This window comes from Kitasatospora albolonga (assembly GCF_039535905.1).
GTDB lineage: Bacteria > Actinomycetota > Actinomycetes > Streptomycetales > Streptomycetaceae > Kitasatospora > Kitasatospora albolonga.
Map to the genome: position 1 here is coordinate 1 of NZ_BAAAYB010000121.1, position 19,499 is coordinate 19,499.

At 74.3% G+C, this 19,499-nt stretch carries 17 protein-coding genes and 1 pseudogene; 9 read left to right on the forward strand and 9 right to left on the reverse strand.

Annotated elements, in window-relative coordinates:
- The 4 genes and pseudogenes from ABD946_RS29850 to ABD946_RS29865 all read right to left on the reverse strand — a co-directional run.
- Positions 1 to 821, reverse strand: an 821-nt coding sequence (locus tag ABD946_RS29850) for an MBL fold metallo-hydrolase (protein ID WP_345288666.1), incomplete at its 3' end; no start/stop codon positions are given.
- Positions 822 to 1,134: 313 nt separating this feature from the next.
- Positions 1,135 to 1,847, reverse strand: a pseudogene (locus tag ABD946_RS29855) (polyprenol monophosphomannose synthase).
- Positions 1,744 to 3,300 carry an amidohydrolase gene (locus ABD946_RS29860; RefSeq protein ID WP_345288667.1) on the reverse strand — a complete coding sequence of 519 codons (1,557 nt, stop codon included), beginning with the start codon at positions 3,298 to 3,300 and terminating at the stop codon, positions 1,744 to 1,746. The pseudogene ABD946_RS29855 and the gene ABD946_RS29860 overlap by 104 nt, the downstream one beginning before the upstream one ends.
- A gap of 48 nt (positions 3,301 to 3,348) precedes the next feature.
- On the reverse strand, positions 3,349 to 3,783 hold the full coding sequence (locus ABD946_RS29865; RefSeq protein ID WP_345288668.1) for a RidA family protein: 435 nt from the start codon (positions 3,781 to 3,783) through the stop codon (positions 3,349 to 3,351).
- 123 nt (positions 3,784 to 3,906) lie between these two features.
- On the opposite strand from ABD946_RS29865, the gene ABD946_RS29870 reads away from it, so the two are divergent.
- The 6 genes from ABD946_RS29870 to ABD946_RS29895 are packed head-to-tail and all read left to right on the forward strand — an operon-like array spanning position 3,907 to position 11,143.
- The gene (locus tag ABD946_RS29870; protein ID WP_345288669.1) at positions 3,907 to 4,740 is read left to right on the forward strand and encodes a fumarylacetoacetate hydrolase family protein; all 834 of its coding nucleotides are present in this window, start codon (positions 3,907 to 3,909) and stop codon (positions 4,738 to 4,740) included.
- Positions 4,741 to 4,789: 49 nt separating this feature from the next.
- A complete protein-coding gene (locus ABD946_RS29875) occupies positions 4,790 to 5,275 on the forward strand; it encodes a cupin domain-containing protein (protein ID WP_345288671.1) in 486 nt (161 codons plus the stop codon).
- A complete protein-coding gene (locus ABD946_RS29880) occupies positions 5,275 to 6,237 on the forward strand; it encodes an acyl-CoA thioesterase (protein ID WP_345288672.1) in 963 nt (320 codons plus the stop codon). The genes ABD946_RS29875 and ABD946_RS29880 overlap by 1 nt, the downstream gene beginning before the upstream one ends.
- Positions 6,234 to 7,883 carry an AMP-binding protein gene (locus ABD946_RS29885; RefSeq protein ID WP_345288673.1) on the forward strand — a complete coding sequence of 550 codons (1,650 nt, stop codon included), beginning with the start codon at positions 6,234 to 6,236 and terminating at the stop codon, positions 7,881 to 7,883. The genes ABD946_RS29880 and ABD946_RS29885 overlap by 4 nt, the downstream gene beginning before the upstream one ends.
- Complete coding sequence (locus tag ABD946_RS29890; RefSeq protein WP_345288674.1) at positions 7,880 to 10,276, forward strand: bifunctional salicylyl-CoA 5-hydroxylase/oxidoreductase; 2,397 nt, start codon at positions 7,880 to 7,882, stop codon at positions 10,274 to 10,276. Before ABD946_RS29885 ends, ABD946_RS29890 begins: the two co-directional genes overlap by 4 nt.
- A 27-nt stretch (positions 10,277 to 10,303) precedes the next feature.
- Positions 10,304 to 11,143: a PaaX family transcriptional regulator gene (locus ABD946_RS29895; protein ID WP_345288675.1), complete on the forward strand. Its 840-nt coding sequence runs from the start codon at positions 10,304 to 10,306 to the stop codon at positions 11,141 to 11,143.
- A 5-nt stretch (positions 11,144 to 11,148) separates the two neighbouring features.
- Here ABD946_RS29895 and ABD946_RS29900 read toward each other — a convergent pair whose 3' ends face one another.
- Positions 11,149 to 11,493 carry a VOC family protein gene (locus tag ABD946_RS29900; RefSeq protein ID WP_345288677.1) on the reverse strand — a complete coding sequence of 115 codons (345 nt, stop codon included), beginning with the start codon at positions 11,491 to 11,493 and terminating at the stop codon, positions 11,149 to 11,151.
- A gap of 95 nt (positions 11,494 to 11,588) precedes the next feature.
- Positions 11,589 to 11,984 carry a DUF5997 family protein gene (locus tag ABD946_RS29905; protein ID WP_345288678.1) on the reverse strand — a complete coding sequence of 132 codons (396 nt, stop codon included), beginning with the start codon at positions 11,982 to 11,984 and terminating at the stop codon, positions 11,589 to 11,591.
- Positions 11,985 to 12,067: 83 nt separating this feature from the next.
- On the opposite strand from ABD946_RS29905, the gene ABD946_RS29910 reads away from it, so the two are divergent.
- On the forward strand, positions 12,068 to 12,862 hold the full coding sequence (locus tag ABD946_RS29910; RefSeq protein WP_345288679.1) for a LysR family substrate-binding domain-containing protein: 795 nt from the start codon (positions 12,068 to 12,070) through the stop codon (positions 12,860 to 12,862).
- Positions 12,863 to 13,001: 139 nt separating this feature from the next.
- Here ABD946_RS29910 and ABD946_RS29915 read toward each other — a convergent pair whose 3' ends face one another.
- Complete coding sequence (locus ABD946_RS29915) at positions 13,002 to 14,096, reverse strand: DUF1152 domain-containing protein (protein ID WP_345288680.1); 1,095 nt, start codon at positions 14,094 to 14,096, stop codon at positions 13,002 to 13,004.
- Between the two features lie 135 nt (positions 14,097 to 14,231).
- Here ABD946_RS29915 and ABD946_RS29920 point away from each other — a divergent pair, with 135 nt between their 5' ends.
- Positions 14,232 to 15,644 (forward strand): STM4012 family radical SAM protein, encoded by a 1,413-nt coding sequence (locus ABD946_RS29920; protein ID WP_345288681.1) that lies wholly within the window; start codon positions 14,232 to 14,234, stop codon positions 15,642 to 15,644.
- Here the strand turns inward: ABD946_RS29920 and ABD946_RS29925 are convergent.
- Positions 15,632 to 16,543 carry a DMT family transporter gene (locus tag ABD946_RS29925; protein WP_345288682.1) on the reverse strand — a complete coding sequence of 304 codons (912 nt, stop codon included), beginning with the start codon at positions 16,541 to 16,543 and terminating at the stop codon, positions 15,632 to 15,634. The two genes, ABD946_RS29920 and ABD946_RS29925, sit on opposite strands and share 13 nt — an antisense overlap.
- A 157-nt stretch (positions 16,544 to 16,700) precedes the next feature.
- Complete coding sequence (locus ABD946_RS29930) at positions 16,701 to 17,993, reverse strand: M64 family metallopeptidase (RefSeq protein ID WP_345288683.1); 1,293 nt, start codon at positions 17,991 to 17,993, stop codon at positions 16,701 to 16,703.
- A 139-nt stretch (positions 17,994 to 18,132) separates the two neighbouring features.
- Here ABD946_RS29930 and ABD946_RS29935 point away from each other — a divergent pair, with 139 nt between their 5' ends.
- Positions 18,133 to 19,479, forward strand: coding sequence for a helix-turn-helix domain-containing protein (locus ABD946_RS29935; RefSeq protein WP_345288684.1), 1,347 nt, complete (start codon positions 18,133 to 18,135; stop codon positions 19,477 to 19,479).
- Positions 19,480 to 19,499: the final 20 nt, after the last annotated feature.

Sequence of the window (19,499 nt, forward strand, 5' to 3'; positions counted from 1 at the left end):
ATCTCCGCGTCCACGATCCCGTTCTCGTGACCGTTCTCGTGACCGCTCCCGTGGCCGCCCTGCTCGACCACCGACGCGACCGCCTGCGCGTACGCCGCCACGTTGGCCGCCGCGCTGAGCTCCAGCAGGGCCGGCTGGGTGAGCCCGCCGTAGCGCTCGTTGACGGCCGCAGCCAGCGCCTCGGCGTCCTCCCGGTGCTCGGCGAAGGCGGCGTCGAAGTCCCGCAGGTAGGCGTTGGTGAAGGCGAGCACCCGGGAGGCGTCGTCGTCCGCGCCGGGCGCCCGGTGGCCGGCGATCACCCGGTCCGCGCCGAGCTCGGCGATCCTGGCCAGGTTGGCCCGCCACTCCTCGCGCTGGACGGGGTCGGTGTCGGCGGTCCAGACGTGGGTGCCGTTGTAGACGAAGTCCCCGGCGACCACCGTGCGGATGCCGGGACGTGCACCACGGTGGAGCCCTCGCAGTCGGCCTGGCCGAGGCCGAGCACCCGGATCAGCTGACGGTCGATCATCAACGGCTGGGGCAACAGCGGGGCGGGCAGCAGCGGGGCGTCGGGGATGTCGTCCCCGTAGACCGGCTTCCACTGGGGCCACCTTGGCGGCGACGGTGGCGGCGATCCCCGCCACCACCGGCGGTGCGGCCAGCAGCTGGGCCCGGGGGAAGAGCCGGAGCACCTCCTCCGCGCCGAAGTAGTGGTCGGGGTGGTGGTGGGTGATCACCACGGCCAGCAGCTGCCTGCCCTTGCCGGCCACCCACTCGGCCAGCTCGCGTCCGGCGCCGCGGGTGAGCTGCGCGTCGACCAGGATGGCGGTCCGCTCGCCCATGATCAGGCTGGAGGTGGCGAAGAACGCGGTCTCGGGGCCGGTGAAGACCTCGACCGTCAGCGCGGCCGCGGCGGGCCCTGCTCGCCGAGAGTCCGGACGCCCCGGCCGGCTCCGGCACTTCCGGGTATTCGGACTGGTCCGGCGTCACATCGGCTCCCTGGTCGGCGTGGTGGGTCGTCTCCGGACCCCGTACGGCCAGCTTGGGAGGTAGCCGGGGCTTTCGCCGAGTAGGCACGCCCAGGTGAGTGATCGAACACATGCCGGAGGCCCGCCCCGACGCACTGTCAGGACGGGCCTCCGGCGGACACCGCTGCTACTTCTTGCCCTTGCCGGTGAGCTTCTGCACCCGGGAGCCGATGCCCCAGGCGGTGACCCGCCAGAGCGCCTCGACCACGATGTTGCGGCTCATCTTGGAGGCGCCGAGCTCGCGCTCGACGAAGGTGATCGGCACCTCGCTGACCTTGTAGCCGGCCTTGACGGTGCGCCAGGCCAGGTCGACCTGGAAGCAGTACCCGGCCGAGGCGACCTGGTCCATGCCGAGACCCTCCAGGGTCTCCTTGCGGAAGGCGCGGTAGCCGCCGGTGACGTCCTTGATCGGCACGCCGAGCATCAGGCGGGAGTAGGTCGAACCGCCGCGCGAGAGCATCAGGCGGGACTTCGGCCAGTTGACGACCTTGCCGCCGGGCACCCAGCGGGAGCCGAGCACCAGGTCGGAGTTGCGCAGCGCGGTGAGCAGGCGGTGCAGCTCCTCCGGCTGGTGCGAACCGTCGGCGTCCATCTCGACGAGGACGTCGTAGCCGTTGTCGATGCCCCAGCGGAAGCCCGCGAGGTAGGCGGCCCCGAGCCCTCCTTGCCCTTGCGGTGCATCACCTTGATGTGGTCGTCCTCGGCGGCGAGCTTGTCGGCGATGTCGCCGGTGCCGTCAGGGCTGTTGTCGTCCGCGACCAGGACGTGGACCTCGGGGACGGCGGCGCGGACTCGGGAGGTGATCCGCTCGACGTTCTCGGCCTCGTTGTAGGTCGGGATGGTGCAGGGCGATGGCCTCGGTGCGGGTGACGGCCTGCTCGGGGCCGAGCACCCCGTCCACCGTCGTCCGGGTGGTCAGGCCATGCAGGGAGTGGGCCGCGCCGTAGGAGCCGACGGGGTAGTCCGATCCGGCCGAGACGTCGGCGCCCGCGTCCAGCCAGCCGCGGGCGGGGAAGAGGGCGGCCACCCGTTCCTTGCCCCAGTACTCGGACTGGATGGCGGCGACGTCGTGCAGCAGCGGCTGCTGGATGGTCACCGGGATGCCCAACCGCACGGCGCGCTCCCGCTGTTGACGGTCCGCCAGCCCGCCGTGCTCCATCACCAGCGCACCGTACGGGAGCCCCGGCAGGCGGCGCTGCACCCGCTCGTAGAGGTCGAGCAGCGTTCGGACGCCGCGGTCGCCGTAGGCGTGGATGCCGACCCGCCAGCCGCGGCGCACCACCTGCTCCACGGCCGACTCCAGCTCCCGCTGGTCCCAGGCCAGCTGGCCGGTGTACCCGGGGGTCGGGCAGTGCGCCGGACAGTACGGGGCGTCCAGTGCGGCGGCCTCGATCCCGCCGTCCATCCAGAACTTCACGCCCCACACCCGCAGCCAGGGGTCGGCGGCGTACCGCCACTCCTCCATGCCGTCGAGCAGCTCTTCCACCTGCCGCACCGAGGTGAAGCCGAGGGTGCCGAGCAGCACCCGTACCCGGCAGCCGAGTTGGCCGAGGTCACGGAGCTGCCGGAGCGCGGCCAGGTCGGCCGGGGTGGAGTTGGTGTCGCGGACGGTGCCGATGCCGGTGGCGGCGTAGGCGTGGGTGGCCAGGCGCAGGCCGTCGAGCTTGGCCGCCGGCTCGGGCACCGGGAGGTGCGGCCGGATCAGCGCCATGCCGCCGCGCAGGTGGCCGGTGGGCCGGCCGGCCGCGTCGCGCGCGATGGCGCCGCCCACCGGATCGGGGGTGGCGGCGTCGATGCCGCACCGGCGCAGCGCCTCGCCGTTGAGCACCTGGTTGTGGACTCCGCGCAGGACGAGCACCGGGTGCCGGTCGGTCGCCCGGTCGAGCTCGGCGGCGGTCGGGAAGCGGCGCTCGGCGAGGTTGAGCTCCTGCCAGTGCCCGGCGGTGCGGATCCACTCGCCCGGCGGCGTCCGCCCGGCCCGGGCGCGGATCAGGTCGAGGAACTCCGGGACGGAGCGGGCGCCGTCCACCGCCACGTCGCGGGCGCTGTCGGCGGCGGCGATCAGGTGGGTGTGGGTGTCGTCGAAGGCCGAGAGGACGGTGGAGCCGGGCAGGTCGAGCACCGTGGTGTCCGGGCCGGCCAGGTGGTCGAGCCCGTCCGGGGTCGCGGCCACCGCGAACACCCGGTCGCCGCGCACGGCGAGCGCCCGCTGCGGCTGCTGCCCGGGCACGAGGGTGTGGACGCGGCCCGCGCGGAGCAGCAGGTCCACGAACGGCGGGGCGGATGACGGCACGGCTGCCTCCCACGACTCGATCCGATGGTGCGTCAGGCCGGAGCCGTCTCAGGAGGCGGCGGGACGGATCAGGCGCTCGTCCGGGATGACCGCGACGCCGAGGATCTCGATCAGGGCCTCCGGCTGCCACAGCGCCGTGGTGCCGATGCCGGCCATCGCGGGGTAGACCGGCCCGGCCAGTTCGCGCCAGACCGCACCGATCTCCCGGCCGTGCGCCTGGTAGTCGGGGATGTCGGTGAGGTAGAGGGTCACGCTCACCAGGTCCTGCGGGATGCCGCCCGCCGCGGCCAGGGTGGCCAGGACGTTGCCGAAGGCCTGCCGGAACTGCTCGACGATGCCGCCCGGGACGATCTTCATGTCCCGGTCGAGGGCGGTCTGGCCGCCCAGGTGGAGCGTGTTGCCGCTGAGCGTCCCGTGCGAGTAGCCGCTGGGCCGGGGCAGGGACGGGGGGTTCACCGGACGGGGCGTCAGATCGGTTGCCATGGCGAGCTCCTGCGTGACGGGAACTTGGGCGCCGTCACCGTAGCATCTATTGACAGTCTCGTGACGGTCGCAGAAATAATGAAATACCGGATCGCTCGGCGGTACGAAGGAGGAGCACGGCTCATGCACCTCGCGACAGTGGCCCACCCGGCAGGCACCAGCGCCGCGGTGCTCGACGGCGGCGCCTGGCGGGCGCTGCCCGCCACCGACCTGTCGGCGTTCCTCGCGGCGGGCGGGCCGGACCGGGCCGGTGCGCTGCGGGCAGGGGCGCTGCGGGCAGGGGCGGTGATCGACGGCGCCGTCCCGGTGCTGCCGCTCCCCGCGCCCCGGAAGGTGATCTGCTGCGGCCTCAACTACGCCGACCACATCCGGGAGACCGGGCGCGAACTCCCGTCCCACCCCACGCTGTTCGCCAAGCACGCCGACACCCTCACCGGCCCGGCGGACGAGCTGGTGCTGCCGAAGGGCCTGGAGGTCGACTGGGAGGCGGAGCTCGCCGTGGTGGTGGGCGCGACCCTGCGCCGGGCCGACCGGGCCGCGGCGCTGGCCGGGATCGCCGGCTACACCGTGGCGAACGACGTCTCGGTGCGCGACTGGCAGTACCGGACGCTGCAGTGGTTCCAGGGCAAGGCCTGGGACGCCTCCACCCCCGTGGGCCCGGTGGTGGTGACGCCCGACGAGCTCGACCCGGCGGCGGGCGTGGAGGTGATCTGCCGGGTCAACGGCGAGCAGGTCCAGCGCGACTCCACCCGGACGCTGGTCTTCGACCCGGCCGACCTGCTCGCGTACATCTCCGCCTTCACCGTGCTGCGCCCCGGTGACCTGGTGCTGACCGGCACGCCGGGCGGCATCGGGGCGGCCCGCGAACCGCGCCGCTTCCTCGCCGACGGCGACGTGCTGGAGACCGAGGTCCCCGGCATCGGCACGCTGCGCAACACCGTGCGCTTCACCGACTGATCCTCCGTCACGTCCCGAGACCCCTGAGACCCAGGAGCAAGGAGCTTCGATGGACCCCACACCCGGGGACTACGTCCTCGAGGGCGACAACTCGATGTACGCCACGGAGAGCGGCCTGGTGGTCCCGGTGGTGACCCGGGCCGGCACCGAGCCCGGGGACACCGGCCAGTCCGCCGGTGCCACCCGGATCTCGGGCATCAGCATCCAGCACACCCCTGCCACCAGGCTCTGGTTCGGCAAGGTCAGCAACGATCCCGGCTACCGCTCGGTGCCGCACCACCACGGCGAGGCCGAGACCGGCGGCTACGTGCTGCTGGGCCGGGGCCGGATCTACTTCGGGCGGAAGTTCGAGGACTACGTCGACCTGGCCGAGGGCGACTGGGTCTTCGTCCCGCCGTTCATGCCCCACGTCGAGTGCAACCTCGACCGCGACAACCCGCTGACCTGGATGACCACCCGCACCCCGGAGAACATCGTGGTCAACCTCCCCGAGGTCCCCGACGCGGACCTGCGCGACTGGCTGGAGCGGCCCTGATGACCGACACCACCTCGGAGACCTTCACCGCCGCCGTCACCCTGACCCCGGCGGAGCCCGAGCACTTCGACCTCGCGTTCACCGCCGTCACCCAGCCCTGCCCGTGGCCCAAGGCCTACGGCGGCGACCTGGTCGCCCAGGCCGCCGCGGCCGCCATGCGGTCCGTCGAGGACGGCAAGGCGCTGCACTCGGTGCACTCCTACTTCATGCGCCCCGCCGAGATCGGCAAGGAGGTGCGCTACGAGGTGGAGCGGCTGCGCGACGGCCGCGGCTACGCGACCCGGCAGGTGCGCGGCTACCAGAACGGCAAGCCGCTCTACGTCTGCCTGGCCAACTTCGCCGCCGGCGAGCCCGGTGCGAGCCACCACGCCGAACTCCCGGACCTGCCCGGCCCGCACGAGCTGCCCAGCTCCGCCGAGCACCTCGCGGACCGCAGCGGCGGGACGATGACGGCCGCCTCCAAGGAGTACTGGTCCACCGGGCGCAGCTTCGACATGCGGCACGTCCCGGGCCCGGTCTACCTGGGCGTGGAGGGCGCGCGGGTGCCCCACCAGGCGGTCTGGGTCAGGCCGTTCGACGCGCTGCGGCCGGTCGAGGGGCTGACCGACGCCCAGCGGGACGCGGCGGCGATCGCCTACGTCTGCGACTACACGATCCTGGAGCCGGTGCTCCGGGTGCTGGGCCTGCACTGGGCGCAGGAGGGGCTGGTCACCGCCAGCCTCGACCACGCGATGTGGTTCCACCGCGCCCTGCCGCCGGGAGCGGCGGACGGCTGGCTGCTCTACGCGCAGCAGGCCGAGGCGGCCGGGGCCGGGCGCGGGCTCGGCTCGGGCCGCTTCTTCGCCCCGGACGGCACCCACCTGGCCACCGTGCTCCAGGAGGGGATGATCCGCGCACCGAGGCCGACCGCGGCGACCGACCCGGACGGGACCGGCAGAGCCGAGGGGACGGGCCGGCCATGACCGATCCGGCCTCGGCCCACCGGGACACCTTCGCCCGCGACCACCTCCCCCCGGCCGACCGCTGGCCGGTCCTGGAGTTCACCACCGAACTGCTCCAGTACCCCGAACGCCTCAACGCCGCCGTCGAGTTGATCGACCGTCCGACGGCGGAGCACGGCGCGGACCGGCCCGCGCTGCGCACCCCGGACGGCGAGGTCTGGACGTACGGCGAGCTCCGGCTGCGGTCCGACCAGATCGCCCAGGTGCTCACCGAGGACCTCGGCCTGGTGCCGGGGAACCGGGTGCTGCTGCGCTCCCCCAACAACCCCTGGGCGGTCGCCGCCTGGCTGGGCGTGCTGAAGGCGGGCGGCATCGCCGTCTCCACGATGGCCGCCCTGCGGGCCCGCGAGCTGGCGCCGATCGTGGCCAAGACCCGGCCGGTGGTGGCGCTGGTCGACCACCGCTTCCTCGACGAGGTGCTCGCCCTCCGGGAGACCGGGGCGCCGGAGCTGACGGTGGTGGCCCACGGCGGCGGCGCGGACGGGGACCTGAGTGCCCGGGCCAGGCGGAAGCCGGGGCGGTTCGCCGCGGTGGACACCGCGGCGGCGGACGTGGCGCTGTTCGGGCCGACCTCGGGCACCACCGGTGTCCCGAAGATCACCGTGCACTTCCACCGGGACGTCCTGTCGATCGACAACACCTTCGGCAGGCACACGCTGCGGCTGCGCCCGGACGACCTGGTCGCCTGCACCGCGCCGTTCGCCTTCACCTTCGGCCTGGGCATGCTGGTGGTCTTCACGCTCCGGGCCGGCGCCTGCGCCTTCCTCACCGAGACCACCACCCCGGTGCAGCTCGCCGGGCTGGTCGCCGAGCACGGCGTGACGGTGCTGGCCACCGCGCCGACCGCTTACCAACAGATCGTCAAGTCCGGTGCGGTGCAGCGGCTCTCGGGCCTGCGGCGGGCGGTCAGCGCGGGCGAGCACATCCCGCTGGCGCTGTGGGAGCGGCTGCGCGAGGAGCTCGGTCTGGAGGTGATCGACGGGATCGGCGCCACCGAGCTGCTGCACATCTTCATCTCGGCCGAGGGCGCGGACATCCGCCCGGGGGCGACCGGCCGGCCGGTCGCCGGGTACCGAGCGACCGTGCTGGGCCCGGACGGCGCGGAGGCCGCCCCCGGGGTGCCGGGGCGCCTGGGCGTGATCGGCCCGGTGGGCTGCCGCTACCTCGACGACGAGCGGCAGGCCGACTACGTGGTGAACGGGTGGAACGTCACCGGCGACACCTTCGTCCGCGACGAGGACGGCTACTTCTGGTACCAGGCGCGCAGCGACGACATGATCGTCTCCTCCGGCTACAACATCGCCGGCCCCGAGGTCGAGGCCGCCGTCGTCACCCACCCGGACGTGACCGAGACGGCGGTGGTCGCCGCACCGGACGCCGCCCGGGGCTCGGTGGTCTGCGCGTTCGTGGTCCTCCGCGACGGGGTGGTCGGCGACGCGGCGAAGGCCCGCGAGATCCAGGACCACGTCAAGGGGCTGATCGCCCCCTACAAGTACCCGCGCGACGTGCGCTTCGTCGACGCGCTGCCGCGCAACGCCAGCGGCAAGCTCCAGCACTTCAAGCTCCGCCGGATCGTGCGCGGGCAGGCAGCGGAGGACCGGTCATGAGGATCGCCATCGCCGGCGGCGGCCCGGGGGGCCTGTACTTCGCCTCCCTGATGAAGCGGCTGGACCCGGCGCACGAGATCACCGTCTGGGAGCGCAACGCGCCGGACGACACCTTCGGGTTCGGCGTGGTCTTCTCGGACGAGACCCTGAGCGGCATCGACAACGCCGACGAGGTCGTGCACGCCGCGATGGAGGACCGGTTCGCCCGCTGGACCGACGTGGACATCGAGTTCGACGGCCACCGGTTCACCGTCGGCGGCCAGGGCTTCGCCGCGATGAGCCGCCGGGACCTGCTCGGGATCCTGCAGCGGCGGGCGGCCGAGCTCGGCGTCGCCGTCCACTACCGCACCCCGGTGCCCGACGTGGACGGGCTGCGGGCCTCGTACGACCTGGTGGTCGCCGCCGACGGGGTGAACTCCGCGATCCGCACCAAGTACGCCGACGTCTTCCGGCCGGAGCTGGACCGGCGGCGCAACAAGTACATCTGGCTCGGCACCGACCTGGTCTTCGAGGCGTTCCAGTTCTTCGTCAAGCAGACGGAGTGGGGCACCGTGCAGATCCACGGCTACCCGTACTCCGAGGCCGGCTCCACCGTCATCGTCGAGATGCACGAGGAGGTCTGGCGCCGGGCCGGCCTCGACCGGACCGAGGAGCGGGAGCTCCCGCCGGGGGCCTCGGACGAGTACGCGGTCGAGCGGATCCGCGAGCTGTTCGCCGAAGAACTGGGGGGCCGCCGGATCCTGACCAACAACTCGCGGTGGCTGAACTTCACCACGGTCCGCAACGAGCGCTGGTACGACGGCAACGTGGTGCTGCTCGGCGACGCCGCCCACACCGCGCACTTCTCGATCGGCTCGGGCACCAAGCTCGCCATGGAGGACGCCCTCGCCCTGGCCGCCTGCCTGCACGAACAGCCGACGGTGGAGCAGGCCCTGACGGCGTACCAGGCCGAGCGCAAGCCGGTGGTCGAGTCGACCCAGCGGGCCGCGCAGGCCTCGCTGGAGTGGTTCGAGAACATCGGGATGTACGCGGACCAGGCCCCGGCCCAGTTCGCGTTCAACCTGCTGACCCGGTCCCGGCGGATCACCTTCGAGAACCTCAGGGAGCGGGACGCCGGGTTCGCCGCCCTGATGGAGAGCGAGTTCGCCCGCCGCGAGCGGGCGGACGGGGCCGCGCCGGCGATGTTCCAGCCGGTGACGATCGGTCAGCTCCGCTTGAAGAACCGCGTGGTGCTCTCCCCGATGGACATGTACTCCTCGGTGGACGGGGTCCCCGGGGACTTCCACCTGGTGCACCTGGGCTCCAAGGCGCTCGGCGGGGCGGGGCTGGTGATGAGCGAGATGGTCTGCGTCTCGCCCGAGGGCCGGATCACCCCGGGCTGCCCGGGCCTGTGGAACGGGGAGCAGCGCGACGCCTGGCGCCGCGTCACGGGCTTCGTCCACGAGCGGACCACCGGCCGGATCGGCCTGCAGCTCGGCCACTCCGGCCGCAAGGGCTCGACCAGGCTGATGTGGGAGGGCATCGACCAGCCGCTCGACGAGGGCAACTGGGAGGTGATCGGCCCGTCCGCCCTGCCCTACGGCCCCGGTTGCCACCTCCCCCGGGAGGCCACCCGCGCGGACCTGGACAAGGTGGTCGCCGACTTCGCCGCGGCCGCCCGGCGCGGGGTGGAGGCCGGCTTCGACCTGATCGAGGTGCACGCCGCGCACGGCTACCTGCTCTCGTCCTTCCTCTCCCCCGTGGCCAACCGGCGCACCGACGAGTACGGCGGCCCGCTGGCGAACCGGCTGCGGTTCCCGCTGGAGGTCTTCGACGCCGTGCGCCGGTCCGCGCCGCCCGAGGTCCCGGTGACCGTGCGCATCTCGGCGACCGACTGGGTCCCGGACGGGAACACCGGGGACGACGCCGTGGAGATCGCCCGCGCCTTCATCGAGCACGGCGCCGCCGCGATCGACGTCTCCTCCGGGCAGGTCACCGCGGACGAGCGGCCCGCCTACGGCCGCTCGTACCAGACCCCGTTCGCCGACAGGATCCGCCACGAGGTGGCCGGGCCGGCCGGCGTCAAGGTGATCGCGGTCGGGGCCATCTCCTCCTACGACGACGTCAACTCCATCCTGCTGGCCGGCCGGGCGGACCTGTGCGCACTGGGCCGCACCCACCTCTACAACCCGCAGTGGACCTTGCAGGCCGCGGCCGAGCAGGAGTACCGGGGCGAAGGCGCCGACTGGCCGGTCCAGTGGGACGCGGGCCGCCGCAGGCCGCCGACCTCGCGGACCGACCGGATCCCGCCACGGCTGGAGCTGCTGCGCGAGGGGTCCGTGGACCGGGTGCACCAGCGGTGGACGCCCGGGACCGGGGCCGGGGCGGGCCGGAGCGGGCCGATGAAATCATGAACGGCGCCGTCGGTGATACTGAACCGGATGAGCGAGACGAAGAGCGCCCCGCCCCCGCCCCCGGCGGCCGCCCGCCGTTCCCGGACCCTGCTCGTGAGCTTCCTCGGCGCGGTGGTCCGTCCGCTGGGCGACTGGATGCCGATCGCGGGCACCGTGGAGCTCCTCACCCAGGCGGGCCTCGACGCCTCCGGCGTCCGGACGGCGGTCTTCCGGCTCAAGAAGCGCGGCTGGCTGGAGTCCGAAGCCCGCTCCGGCCTGCGCGGCTACGCGCTGACCCCCCTCGCGCTGGAGGCGCTCGCCGCCGGTGACGAGGTGATCTGGCACGCGCGGCAGCCCGCCGACCTGGGTGACGGCTGGTGCCTCGTCAACTTCTCGGTGCCGGAGTCCGCGCGCGCGGTGCGCCACAAGCTGACCGCGCACCTGGCCTCGCTCGGCTTCGGCAACATCGGCGCGGCGGTGTGGATCGCGCCGGCCCGGATGCTCCCCGCCGCCCGGCGCGCCATCGCCGAGCTGGACCTCACCGCGCAGTGCGCCGTCTTCGTCGGCGACCAGGTGGGCGGCCAGCAGCTCTCCGCCATGGTCGCCGGCGGCTGGGACCTCGCCGGGATCGACCGGCGCTACCGCGACTTCATCGAGGAGTACGGCGGCCTGCCGACCGGCTCCGCCGCCGACGGGGAGCAGGCCTTCACCACCTACCTCGCGGTGGTCGACCACTGGCGGAAGCTGCCGTTCCGCGACCCCGGCCTGCCGCCCGAGGTGCTGACCGAGGACTGGAGCGGCCCCGCCGCCGTCCGCCTCTTCGAACGGCTGGTCGCGGAGCTGGACGGCCCGGCCCTCGCCCACGCCGCCCGGCACTGGAACGGGTAGCCGGATCAGGAGGTGACGAAGCAGAACTCGTTGCCCTCGGGGTCGGCCATCGTGCGGAAGGACCCCTGGTCGTCGGTGACGGTCTCGCCGGTGGTGGCGGCCCCCAGGGAGACGGCCAGCTCGACCGCGGCGGAGAGGTCGCCGACGGCGATGTCGAGGTGCAGCCGGTTCTTGGCGGTCCGCGGCTCGGGGACGGGCTGGAAGGCCAGCCGCCCGCCGGCGGGGAGGTCGACGTGCGACCAGCCCCGGGCACGGTCCACGGGGGCGGTGCCGAACAGGGCGGCCCAGAAGCGGGAGAGGCCGCGCGGGTCGCGGCAGTCCACCACGACCTGGCTGAGGTGTGCGTCCATGGCAGGAGCCTAGGGCGCGCGGAGTGCGGGACGCGGAGCGGCCCGGGACGCCGAAGTGTCCCGGGCCGGTGTACTGCTGGTGGAGCGTCAGGGCGTCAGGCCTTCTTGTCGGCGGCCTTCTGCTCGTTCTTCTCCTTGATGCGCTTGGTCTCCTTGCGGACGTCGACCAGGGAGGCGCGCTCGTGCTGGAGCCAGAGCGGGTTCTCGGCCTTGATGGCCTCGATCTGCTCGGTGGTGAGGGCGTCCGTGACGCCGCCCCGGGCGAGGCCGGCGATCGAGACGGTGAGCTTGGCGGCGACCACGGGGCGCGGGTGCGGGCCGTTCTGGCGCAGCTCGGTGAGCCAGGCCGGCGGGTTGGTCTGGAGCGCGTTCAGCTCGTCGCGGGTGACGACGCCCTCCTGGAACTCGGCAGGGGTGGCCGGAAGGTACACACCGAGCTTCTTGGCCGCGGTGGCCGGCTTCATCTGCTGGGAGGAATTGAGCGATGTCATGGGGACAAGGGTAAGGGAATCGGGCACACGCCCCGGTCACGGCGGTGGTCGGTGACGGGCGCGGGGGTCGGTAGCCTGGCGGGGTGACTGACTCGCAGGTGGTTCCCTCCCCTTCCTTCCGGCTCGCGTACGTTCCGGGCGTGATCCCGACCAAGTGGGTGCGGGTCTGGGCCGAGCGGCTCCCGCTGGTGCCGCTGACGCTGGTGCAGGTGGACGCGCCGGAGGGGTCGGCGACCCTGCGGGACGGGCTCGCGGACGCCGGGCTGGTGCGCCAGCCGGTGGACCGCTCGGTGCTGAGTGCGATCCCGCTCTACACCGAGACCACCGTGGTGGTGGTCCCCAAGGACCACATGCTGACGGCGCTCGACGAGGTGGAGCTCGGCGAGCTGACCGAAGAGATCGTGCTGCACCCGCTGGACGACACCCTCGGCTGGCAGGAGCTGCCGGGCCGCCCGGCCTTCGAGCGCCCGGCCACCACCGCGGACGCGATCGAGCTGGTGGCGGCCGGGATCGGCGTGCTGCTGGTGCCGCAGTCGCTGGCGCGGCTGCACCACCGCAAGGACCTGACGTTCCGTCCGGTGCCGGAGGCCCCGCAGTCGCAGATCGCGCTGGCCTGGCCCGAGGAGCACACCACCGATCTGGTGGAGGAGTTCATCGGCATCGTCCGGGGCCGGACGGTGAACAGCTCGCGCGGCATGGCGGCGCAGTCCAAGGAGCAGCAGCAGGCCAAGCAGCAGCCGAAGAAGAAGCCGGGCGGGGCCAGGCCGCAGCAGGGCGGCAAGCCCACCGCCAAGGGCGGCAAGGGCGGCCAGCCCGGCCGGGCCGGCGCCAAGAAGGCCGCACCGGCCAAGCGGGCCAAGCCCAAGCGCCGCTCCTGACGCCCCGCGGCCGCCCGGCCGCCCGGCCGAGCAGCCGGGCGGCCGAGCAGTTGCCGCCGCGACGGGGCAGGGACACCCTCCTCCGACGACCCGCGCCCGCACCCGACCCCTGGAGCGGCGTCTCCTCGCCACCGCCCCCTCAGCGGGACCGCCGCGGGCGCAGCCGCCACAGCGGTGGGGCCGAGCGGTCGGGGCGGGCGGTGGACAGCCAGGCGCGCAGGTGGCGGGTGGCGGCCGGGGTGAGGTCGAGCTCCTCGGTGATCCGGCGGGTGGTGACGTACTCCACGCCGAGGGCGGCGGTGCCGTCCTCCCAGGTGGCGAAGGCGGCCGGGTCGAAGGGGAGGGCGGGCGGCACCGCGCCCTCGCCGCGGGCGGCGCGGGCGCGTTCGCGGGCGACCTCGGAGAAGCCGCAGACCTCGGTGCTCGCCTCCTCGGCCTCGGCCAGCGTGGTGCAGCCGTCCAGCGCGCGGGCCAGCGGGTTGAGCTCCAGGGCCCGGCCCAGGGTGAGCCGGTGGACGTCGGCGCTCGCGGCGGTGAGGGTGAGCGGCTGCGGTGCGTCCCGGGTGCCGCAGACGCCGCGCACGCCGCGGGCGGCGGCGACCAGCAGGGCGCCGGCCTCGGAGGGGTGCCAGTCGAAGACCCGGTCGACGGCGCTGGTGTGAACGGCCGTCAGCCGCAGCGCGGGCGGGCCGAGGCGGGGCAGCAGGTCGGGGAGCGGCACCTCGTTGTCGAGGCCGGGGCCGGCCACGTGGACGGTGGTCGGCAGGCCGCTGCGGGCGCAGGCCGCGAGGGCGAGGGCGTCGCCGAGGGGGCTGCGCAGGGTGGGTTCGGTGCCGTCGGCGACCACGTCCCCGCCGACGTCGACCAGGTCGATCCGGTCGGCCCCGCAGTGCGCGGCGGCGTCGCGGAGCTGGCGGGCCAGGCCGACGGCGCCCTCGTACGGGTCCAACAGGCCGAGTTCGGGCCGGAGTTCGGCGGCCAGGCGGGGCAGCAGCGATCCGGCGGGCGGGCGCGGCGCGGTGGCGGGGGTGACCAGCCGCAGGGCGCCGCCGCCGGTGGCCAGGCCGGTGAAGTCGGCGGCCCGGCGCGGGCCGGGGAGCGGGTCGACCACCAGACGCTCCCAGGCGTAGGTGAGGACCAGGGCCGGGGCGTCGGGGCCGTGCAGGGCGGCGTGCACCAGGGCGGTGGCGATGGCGTCGCCGCCACCGCCGGCGGCGATCAGGAGTCGGGTCATGGGTACGAGGGTTATCCCGGCGCGGCGGCGGCCGACAAGGTTGTGAAAGCACCGAGGAGGGCGCACCCGGAGCGGGCGGATTCTGAAGGATCGCCCGATGATCAGATCTGACGGACCGTCAATACCGTTACGGGCATGACGGATACCACCATCCCCCTGCCGCTCGTCGCGCTCGGATCGGAGCCGGACCCGGGGCCGGAGCCCGCCGCCGATTCGCCGTACCAGCAGTACGTCTACGCCTACCCGCACCAGAAGTCCTACCGGCTGCTGGAGGAGCGGCCGCTGCTCAGCGAGCTGTGGGCGAAGGAGCGGCTGGACGCGCTCTCGCTCTACGTGCACGTGCCGTTCTGCGAGATGCGCTGCGGCTTCTGCAACCTCTTCACCCGCACCGGGGCGCCGGAGGAGGTGACCGGTGCCTTCCTCTCCACCCTGGAGCGGCAGGCCCGGGTGACCAGGGAGGCGCTGGAGGCCAAGGGCGAGCCGGTGCGGTTCGCGCTGGCGGCGTTCGGCGGCGGGACGCCGACGTACCTGACGGCGGGTGAGCTCAGCCGGCTGGCGGACGTCTGCGAGGACGTGATGGGCGCCGACCTGCGCGCGGTGCCGTGGTCGGTGGAGACCTCCCCGGCCACCGCGACGGCGGACCGGCTGGCGGTGCTGCGGGAGCGCGGCGCGACCAGGCTGAGCATCGGGGTGCAGAGCTTCCTGGACGAGGAGGCGCGGGCGGCGGTGCGGCCGCAGAAGCGGGCCGAGGTGGAGGAGGCGCTGGGCCGGTTGAAGGAGGCGGCCTTCCCGATCCTCAACATCGACCTGATCTACGGGATCGACGGGCAGACCGACGAGTCCTTCCGGGTCTCGCTGGACGCGGCGCTGGCCTGGGAGCCGGAGGAGGTCTACCTCTACCCGCTGTACGTGCGGCCGTTGACCGGCCTGATGGCCCGGCACGACCGGGACGGGCGGCGCTGGGACGAGCAGCGGCTGCGGCTCTACCGCTTCGGCCGGGACCACCTGCTGGCGGCCGGGTACCGGCAGACCTCGATGCGGGTCTTCCAGCGGATCGGCACGGCGGCGGTGGAGGGGGCCGGCGAGGCCGGCATCGCCGAGTACAACCAGCAGGCCGGGATGGTCGGACTGGGCGTCGGCGCACGGTCGTTCACCACCGACCTGCACTACACCACGGACTACGCGGTGGCCGTGCCGGAGGTGCGGCGGATCATCGACGAGTACATCGCCACGCCCACCGAGGAGTTCCGCCGGGCGCAGTGGGCGTACCGGATGGACGGCGGGGAGCGGCGCCGGATGCACGTGCTCCAACGCCTGCTGGACGTGGAGGGCCTGTCGGTCGGCGGCTACCGGGAGCTGTTCGGCACCGAGCCGGAGGCGGACTTCGCGGCGGAGTTCGCGCTGCTGGCCGAGCGGGGGTGGGCGTGGCTGGTGGACGGTGCGGTGCTGCGCCTCACCTCCGAGGGGATGGCGCACGCGGACGCGGTCGGGCCGCTGTTCTTCTCGGACCGGGTGCGGGCGACCATGGCGGGCTATCAGGACCGTTGAGGGCCTCCGCCGCCGCGGCCCGGCAGCGCGACCAGCGCCAGGCCGCCGAGCAGCAGGGCCAGCCCGAGGGCGGCGGAGGGGCCGGGGCGTTCGCCGAGCAGCAGGCCGAGCAGGGCGGCGACCAGCGGTTCGGCCAGGCTGAGCGTCGCGGTGGTGGCGGCGCCGACCCGGCCGACGCCCCGGGTGAAGAGCAGGTAGCCGAGGGCGGTGGTGCCGAGCGCGAGCCAGGCGATCAGGGCCGCGGCGCGGGGGGTGGCCAACCCCTCGGGGGCGGCCAGCAGGGCGGGGAGCACCAGCAGGCCCGCACCGAGCACGCTGACCGGCGCGGCGGCGGACGGGTCCCCGCCGTGCCGGGTCAGCGGGCCGGTGGCCGCGATGTAGACGGCGAAGCTCGCACCGGCCGCCACCGCGAGCAGGATGCCGGCGAGGTCGGCCCGGGGCCCGCCGCCCGGGACGAGCAGCAGGGCGATGCCCGCCACGGCGAGGGCGGTGCCGCGCCACCAGGCCGGGGTGAGCCGCTCGGCCCGGAGCGCGCGGGCGCAGAGGCCGGCCGCCACCGGGGTGGTGCCGAAGGCGGCGGCGGTGGCGAGGGCGGCGCCGGTGCGGTCGACGGCTTCCAGGAAGCAGAGCTGGAAGGCGGCGGTCACCAGGACGCTGAGCAGCAGCCAGCGGCGCACACCCGGGAGGGCGAGCGTGCGCAGGGCCTTCGGGCGGACGGTGCACAGGGCCAGCACCAGGCCGCCGAGCAGCATCCGCGCGGCGCCGATCGCGGCCGGGGCGGCGGCGGAGCCGGCCAGCACCTGGGCCGGGCCGACCGTCCCCCAGAGCACGGCGGCCCCCAGGACCTGGGGCACCCCGCCCGCCCGCCGCGCCGTCCGCGCCTCTTCGATGGTGGTCATGGGGACGGACGCTAACGAGACGTCAGCACCCGCCGGAATGGGGCGAGTTGACCAGATCGCGGAGTGCCGGGAGCACGGTGCCCGTACGTTCGCACCAGGCGTCGGCCGGTGCCGCGCGGCGGGGAGCGCCGCGCGGCACCGGGCCGGGCGGCGGAGGTCAGCGGGTGACCTGCCAGGTGAGGGTGTCGGTGAGCAGGAGCTTGAGGTCGGGGTCGAGCACCGCCGGGGTGGGGTCGGTGGCGCGGGCGGTGAGCTCGCGGGTCTGCCCCTTGCCGAGGTGCAGGTCGGCGGTGCGGACGGTGGTGCGGTCGCGCAGCCCGACGAGCTCGCGCCCGTCCAGGTACCAGCGCAACCGCGTTCCGGGGGTGGGGAGTTCGACGGTGACCACGGCCGAGGCGCCCAGCGGAGCGGCGGTGGGGGTGTCGCTGGCCAGGGTGGTGGCGTAGCGGTGGAAGCCGGCGATCATCGCCTCCCGGCCCGGGAGGTTGAACTCGCGGCCGAGCGATCGCATGATCGAGTTGTCGGTGGGCCGGTACAGGCCCGTGGGGTAGTACCCGCCGCCCTGGTAGGCGCCGACGGTGCCGCCGTCGGGCGAGGTCTGGCCGAGCCAGCGGTACCACTTGGTCTTGGTGCGCTTCATCTGGGCGAGGGTCTGCTTGCTGAGGTTGCTCTCGGCCGGCTCCTTGCCGGTGTAGCCGCCCTGGCCGTCGTACCAGTACTCGTCGGCGAGCTTGCCGAGCGAGTGCCCGGTCTCGTGCACGGCCACCTGGCCGGACTTGGCGTTGCCGCCGGCCACGGTGGCGATGCCGGAGTAGCCGAGCTCCGAGGAGACGTCGTTGTAGCCGGCGCCGCCGTACTTGGCGCTGTTGGCGACCACGATGACCAGGTCGGCGGCGGGGGCCTTGGCCGCGTAGCGCTCGACCGCGTCGGTGTCGACGCACAGCAGCCGCTCGACGTCGCCGCACCAGAAGTAGGAGCCGAGGGCGGTCCTGCGGGTGGTGGCGCGGTCCGGGTCGCCGGTGACGCCGGACTCGGCCGAGACGGCGTCCACCGCCCAGACGTTGAAGAGCGACCGGTAGCTCGCGTAGGGCTCGACCGCGGTGATCTCCTGCCACTTGGTGGCCGCGTCGCTGTGGAACTTGGCCTGCTCGGCGGCGGTGTAGCCGTCGCCGATCACCACCACGTCGAGCTTGGTGGCGGTGGAGCCGTTGTGGACGACGGCCGAGACGTCGCCGTCGCCCTGGACGGGGGCGGCGAGGCGCTGCGGGGCGGCCTTGGCGTTGGTGACGGGGACCTCGGCGCGGCCTATGGTGCCGTCCTCGGCGAAGGTCTCCACCTGGTGGCGGGCGGTCGGGGCCGGCGCCGGGGCCGCCGTGGCGGGCGAGGCGAGGGCGAGGCCGGCCAGCAGGGCGGTGGCCAGCGCGGACGGGACGATCCTGGACGAGGGCACGAACGGACCTCCGATGGGAGTAAGTTGAGGGTTAATCACACTTAAGCGGTGAGTTAATGTAGGGCACCCGTCCCGCCCCCGACAATGGGGCGGTGAGACGGGCAGGACCGGGCGGCCCAGCACCGGAGGGGAGACGGACGTGACGGACCAGGACGAACCGACGGCGATCGGGCAGCGTCTCCAACAGCTGCGCCGCGAACGGGGCCTGACCCAGCGCGCGCTCGCCGGCGAGGGCTACACCGCCGCCTACGTCTCCACCCTGGAGGCCGGCCGGGTCCGGCCCTCCGAGGCCGCGCTGCGCTACCTGGCCGAGCGGCTCGGGGTGACCCAGGACGAGCTGGCCACCGGCCGCCCCGCCCACCTGGCCACCGAGCTGCGGCTGGACCTCACCGAGGCGCAGGCCGCGCTGGCCACCGGTGACCGGGCCGCGGCCGCCGCCCGGTTCGCCGCCGTGCTGGAGCGGGCCGAGCTGCACGGCCTGGCCGAGCTGCTCCCGGACGCCCGCCTGGGGCTCGGCGAGTGCGCGCTGGAGAGCGGGGAGCTGGAGCTGGCCCGGGAGCAGTTCGAGACGGCCGAGAAGCTGTTGGCCGACGAACCGCCGCCGCGCCGGGCGGCCGCCGTCCGGGGCCGGGCGGTGGCCCACCTGCTGGCGGGCGAACTCCGCTACGCCTGCTACCTGCTGGAGAGCGCGATCGACCGGCTGAACGCGGCCGGGCTGCCGGACCCGGACGCGCTGCTGCTGCTCTACTCCGCCGTGATCGGCCCGTACATGGACATGGGCGCGCACGCCCGGGCCGCCCAGGCCGCCGAACTGGCCCTCGCGCTGGCCCCCGCCGCCACCGACCCGGCCCTGGTGGCGGGGCTGCACCGCAGCGTGGCCCGGACGCTGATCGCCGAGGGCCGGGCCGCCGAGGCGGACGCCTCACTGGCCAGGGCACAGGAGCTCTACCGGCACCTCCGGCTCGGCACCGACCTGGCCAAGTGCCACTGGATGCGCGGCTACGTGCTGGCACAGGACGGGGAACTCGACCGGGCCGAAGCCGAGTTGCGCACGGCCCGGTCGATGCTGGCCGCGCACGGGGCGGAGCTGTTCACCGAGCAGGTGGACGTGGAGCTGGCCGACGTCCTGCGCCGCCGGGGGCGGAGGCGGGAGGCGGCCGAGCTGCTGCACGCCCTGCTGGACCGGCTGGGTCCGGGGCGCGGCGCGGTGCACGCGGCCGGGGCGCACCGGCTGCTCGGCCTGGTGGCGGAGGAGGCGGGCGAGACCGAGACCGCCGAGGAGCACTACGTCAACGCGCTGTCCCTGCTCGAACGGACCGGCGCGGCGGGTGACTTGGCGGACCTCTGCCGTCTGCTCGGCGACCTGCTGCGGCGCAGCGGCCGCACCGAACAGGCACTGGACGTCTACCGCACCGGCCTCGGCCACCGTGCCGCACCCGGCACCACCACGCTGGGCCCCGGCCCGACCCGGCCGCCGATCCCCTGAGCCGACCCTTCCGGAACCTT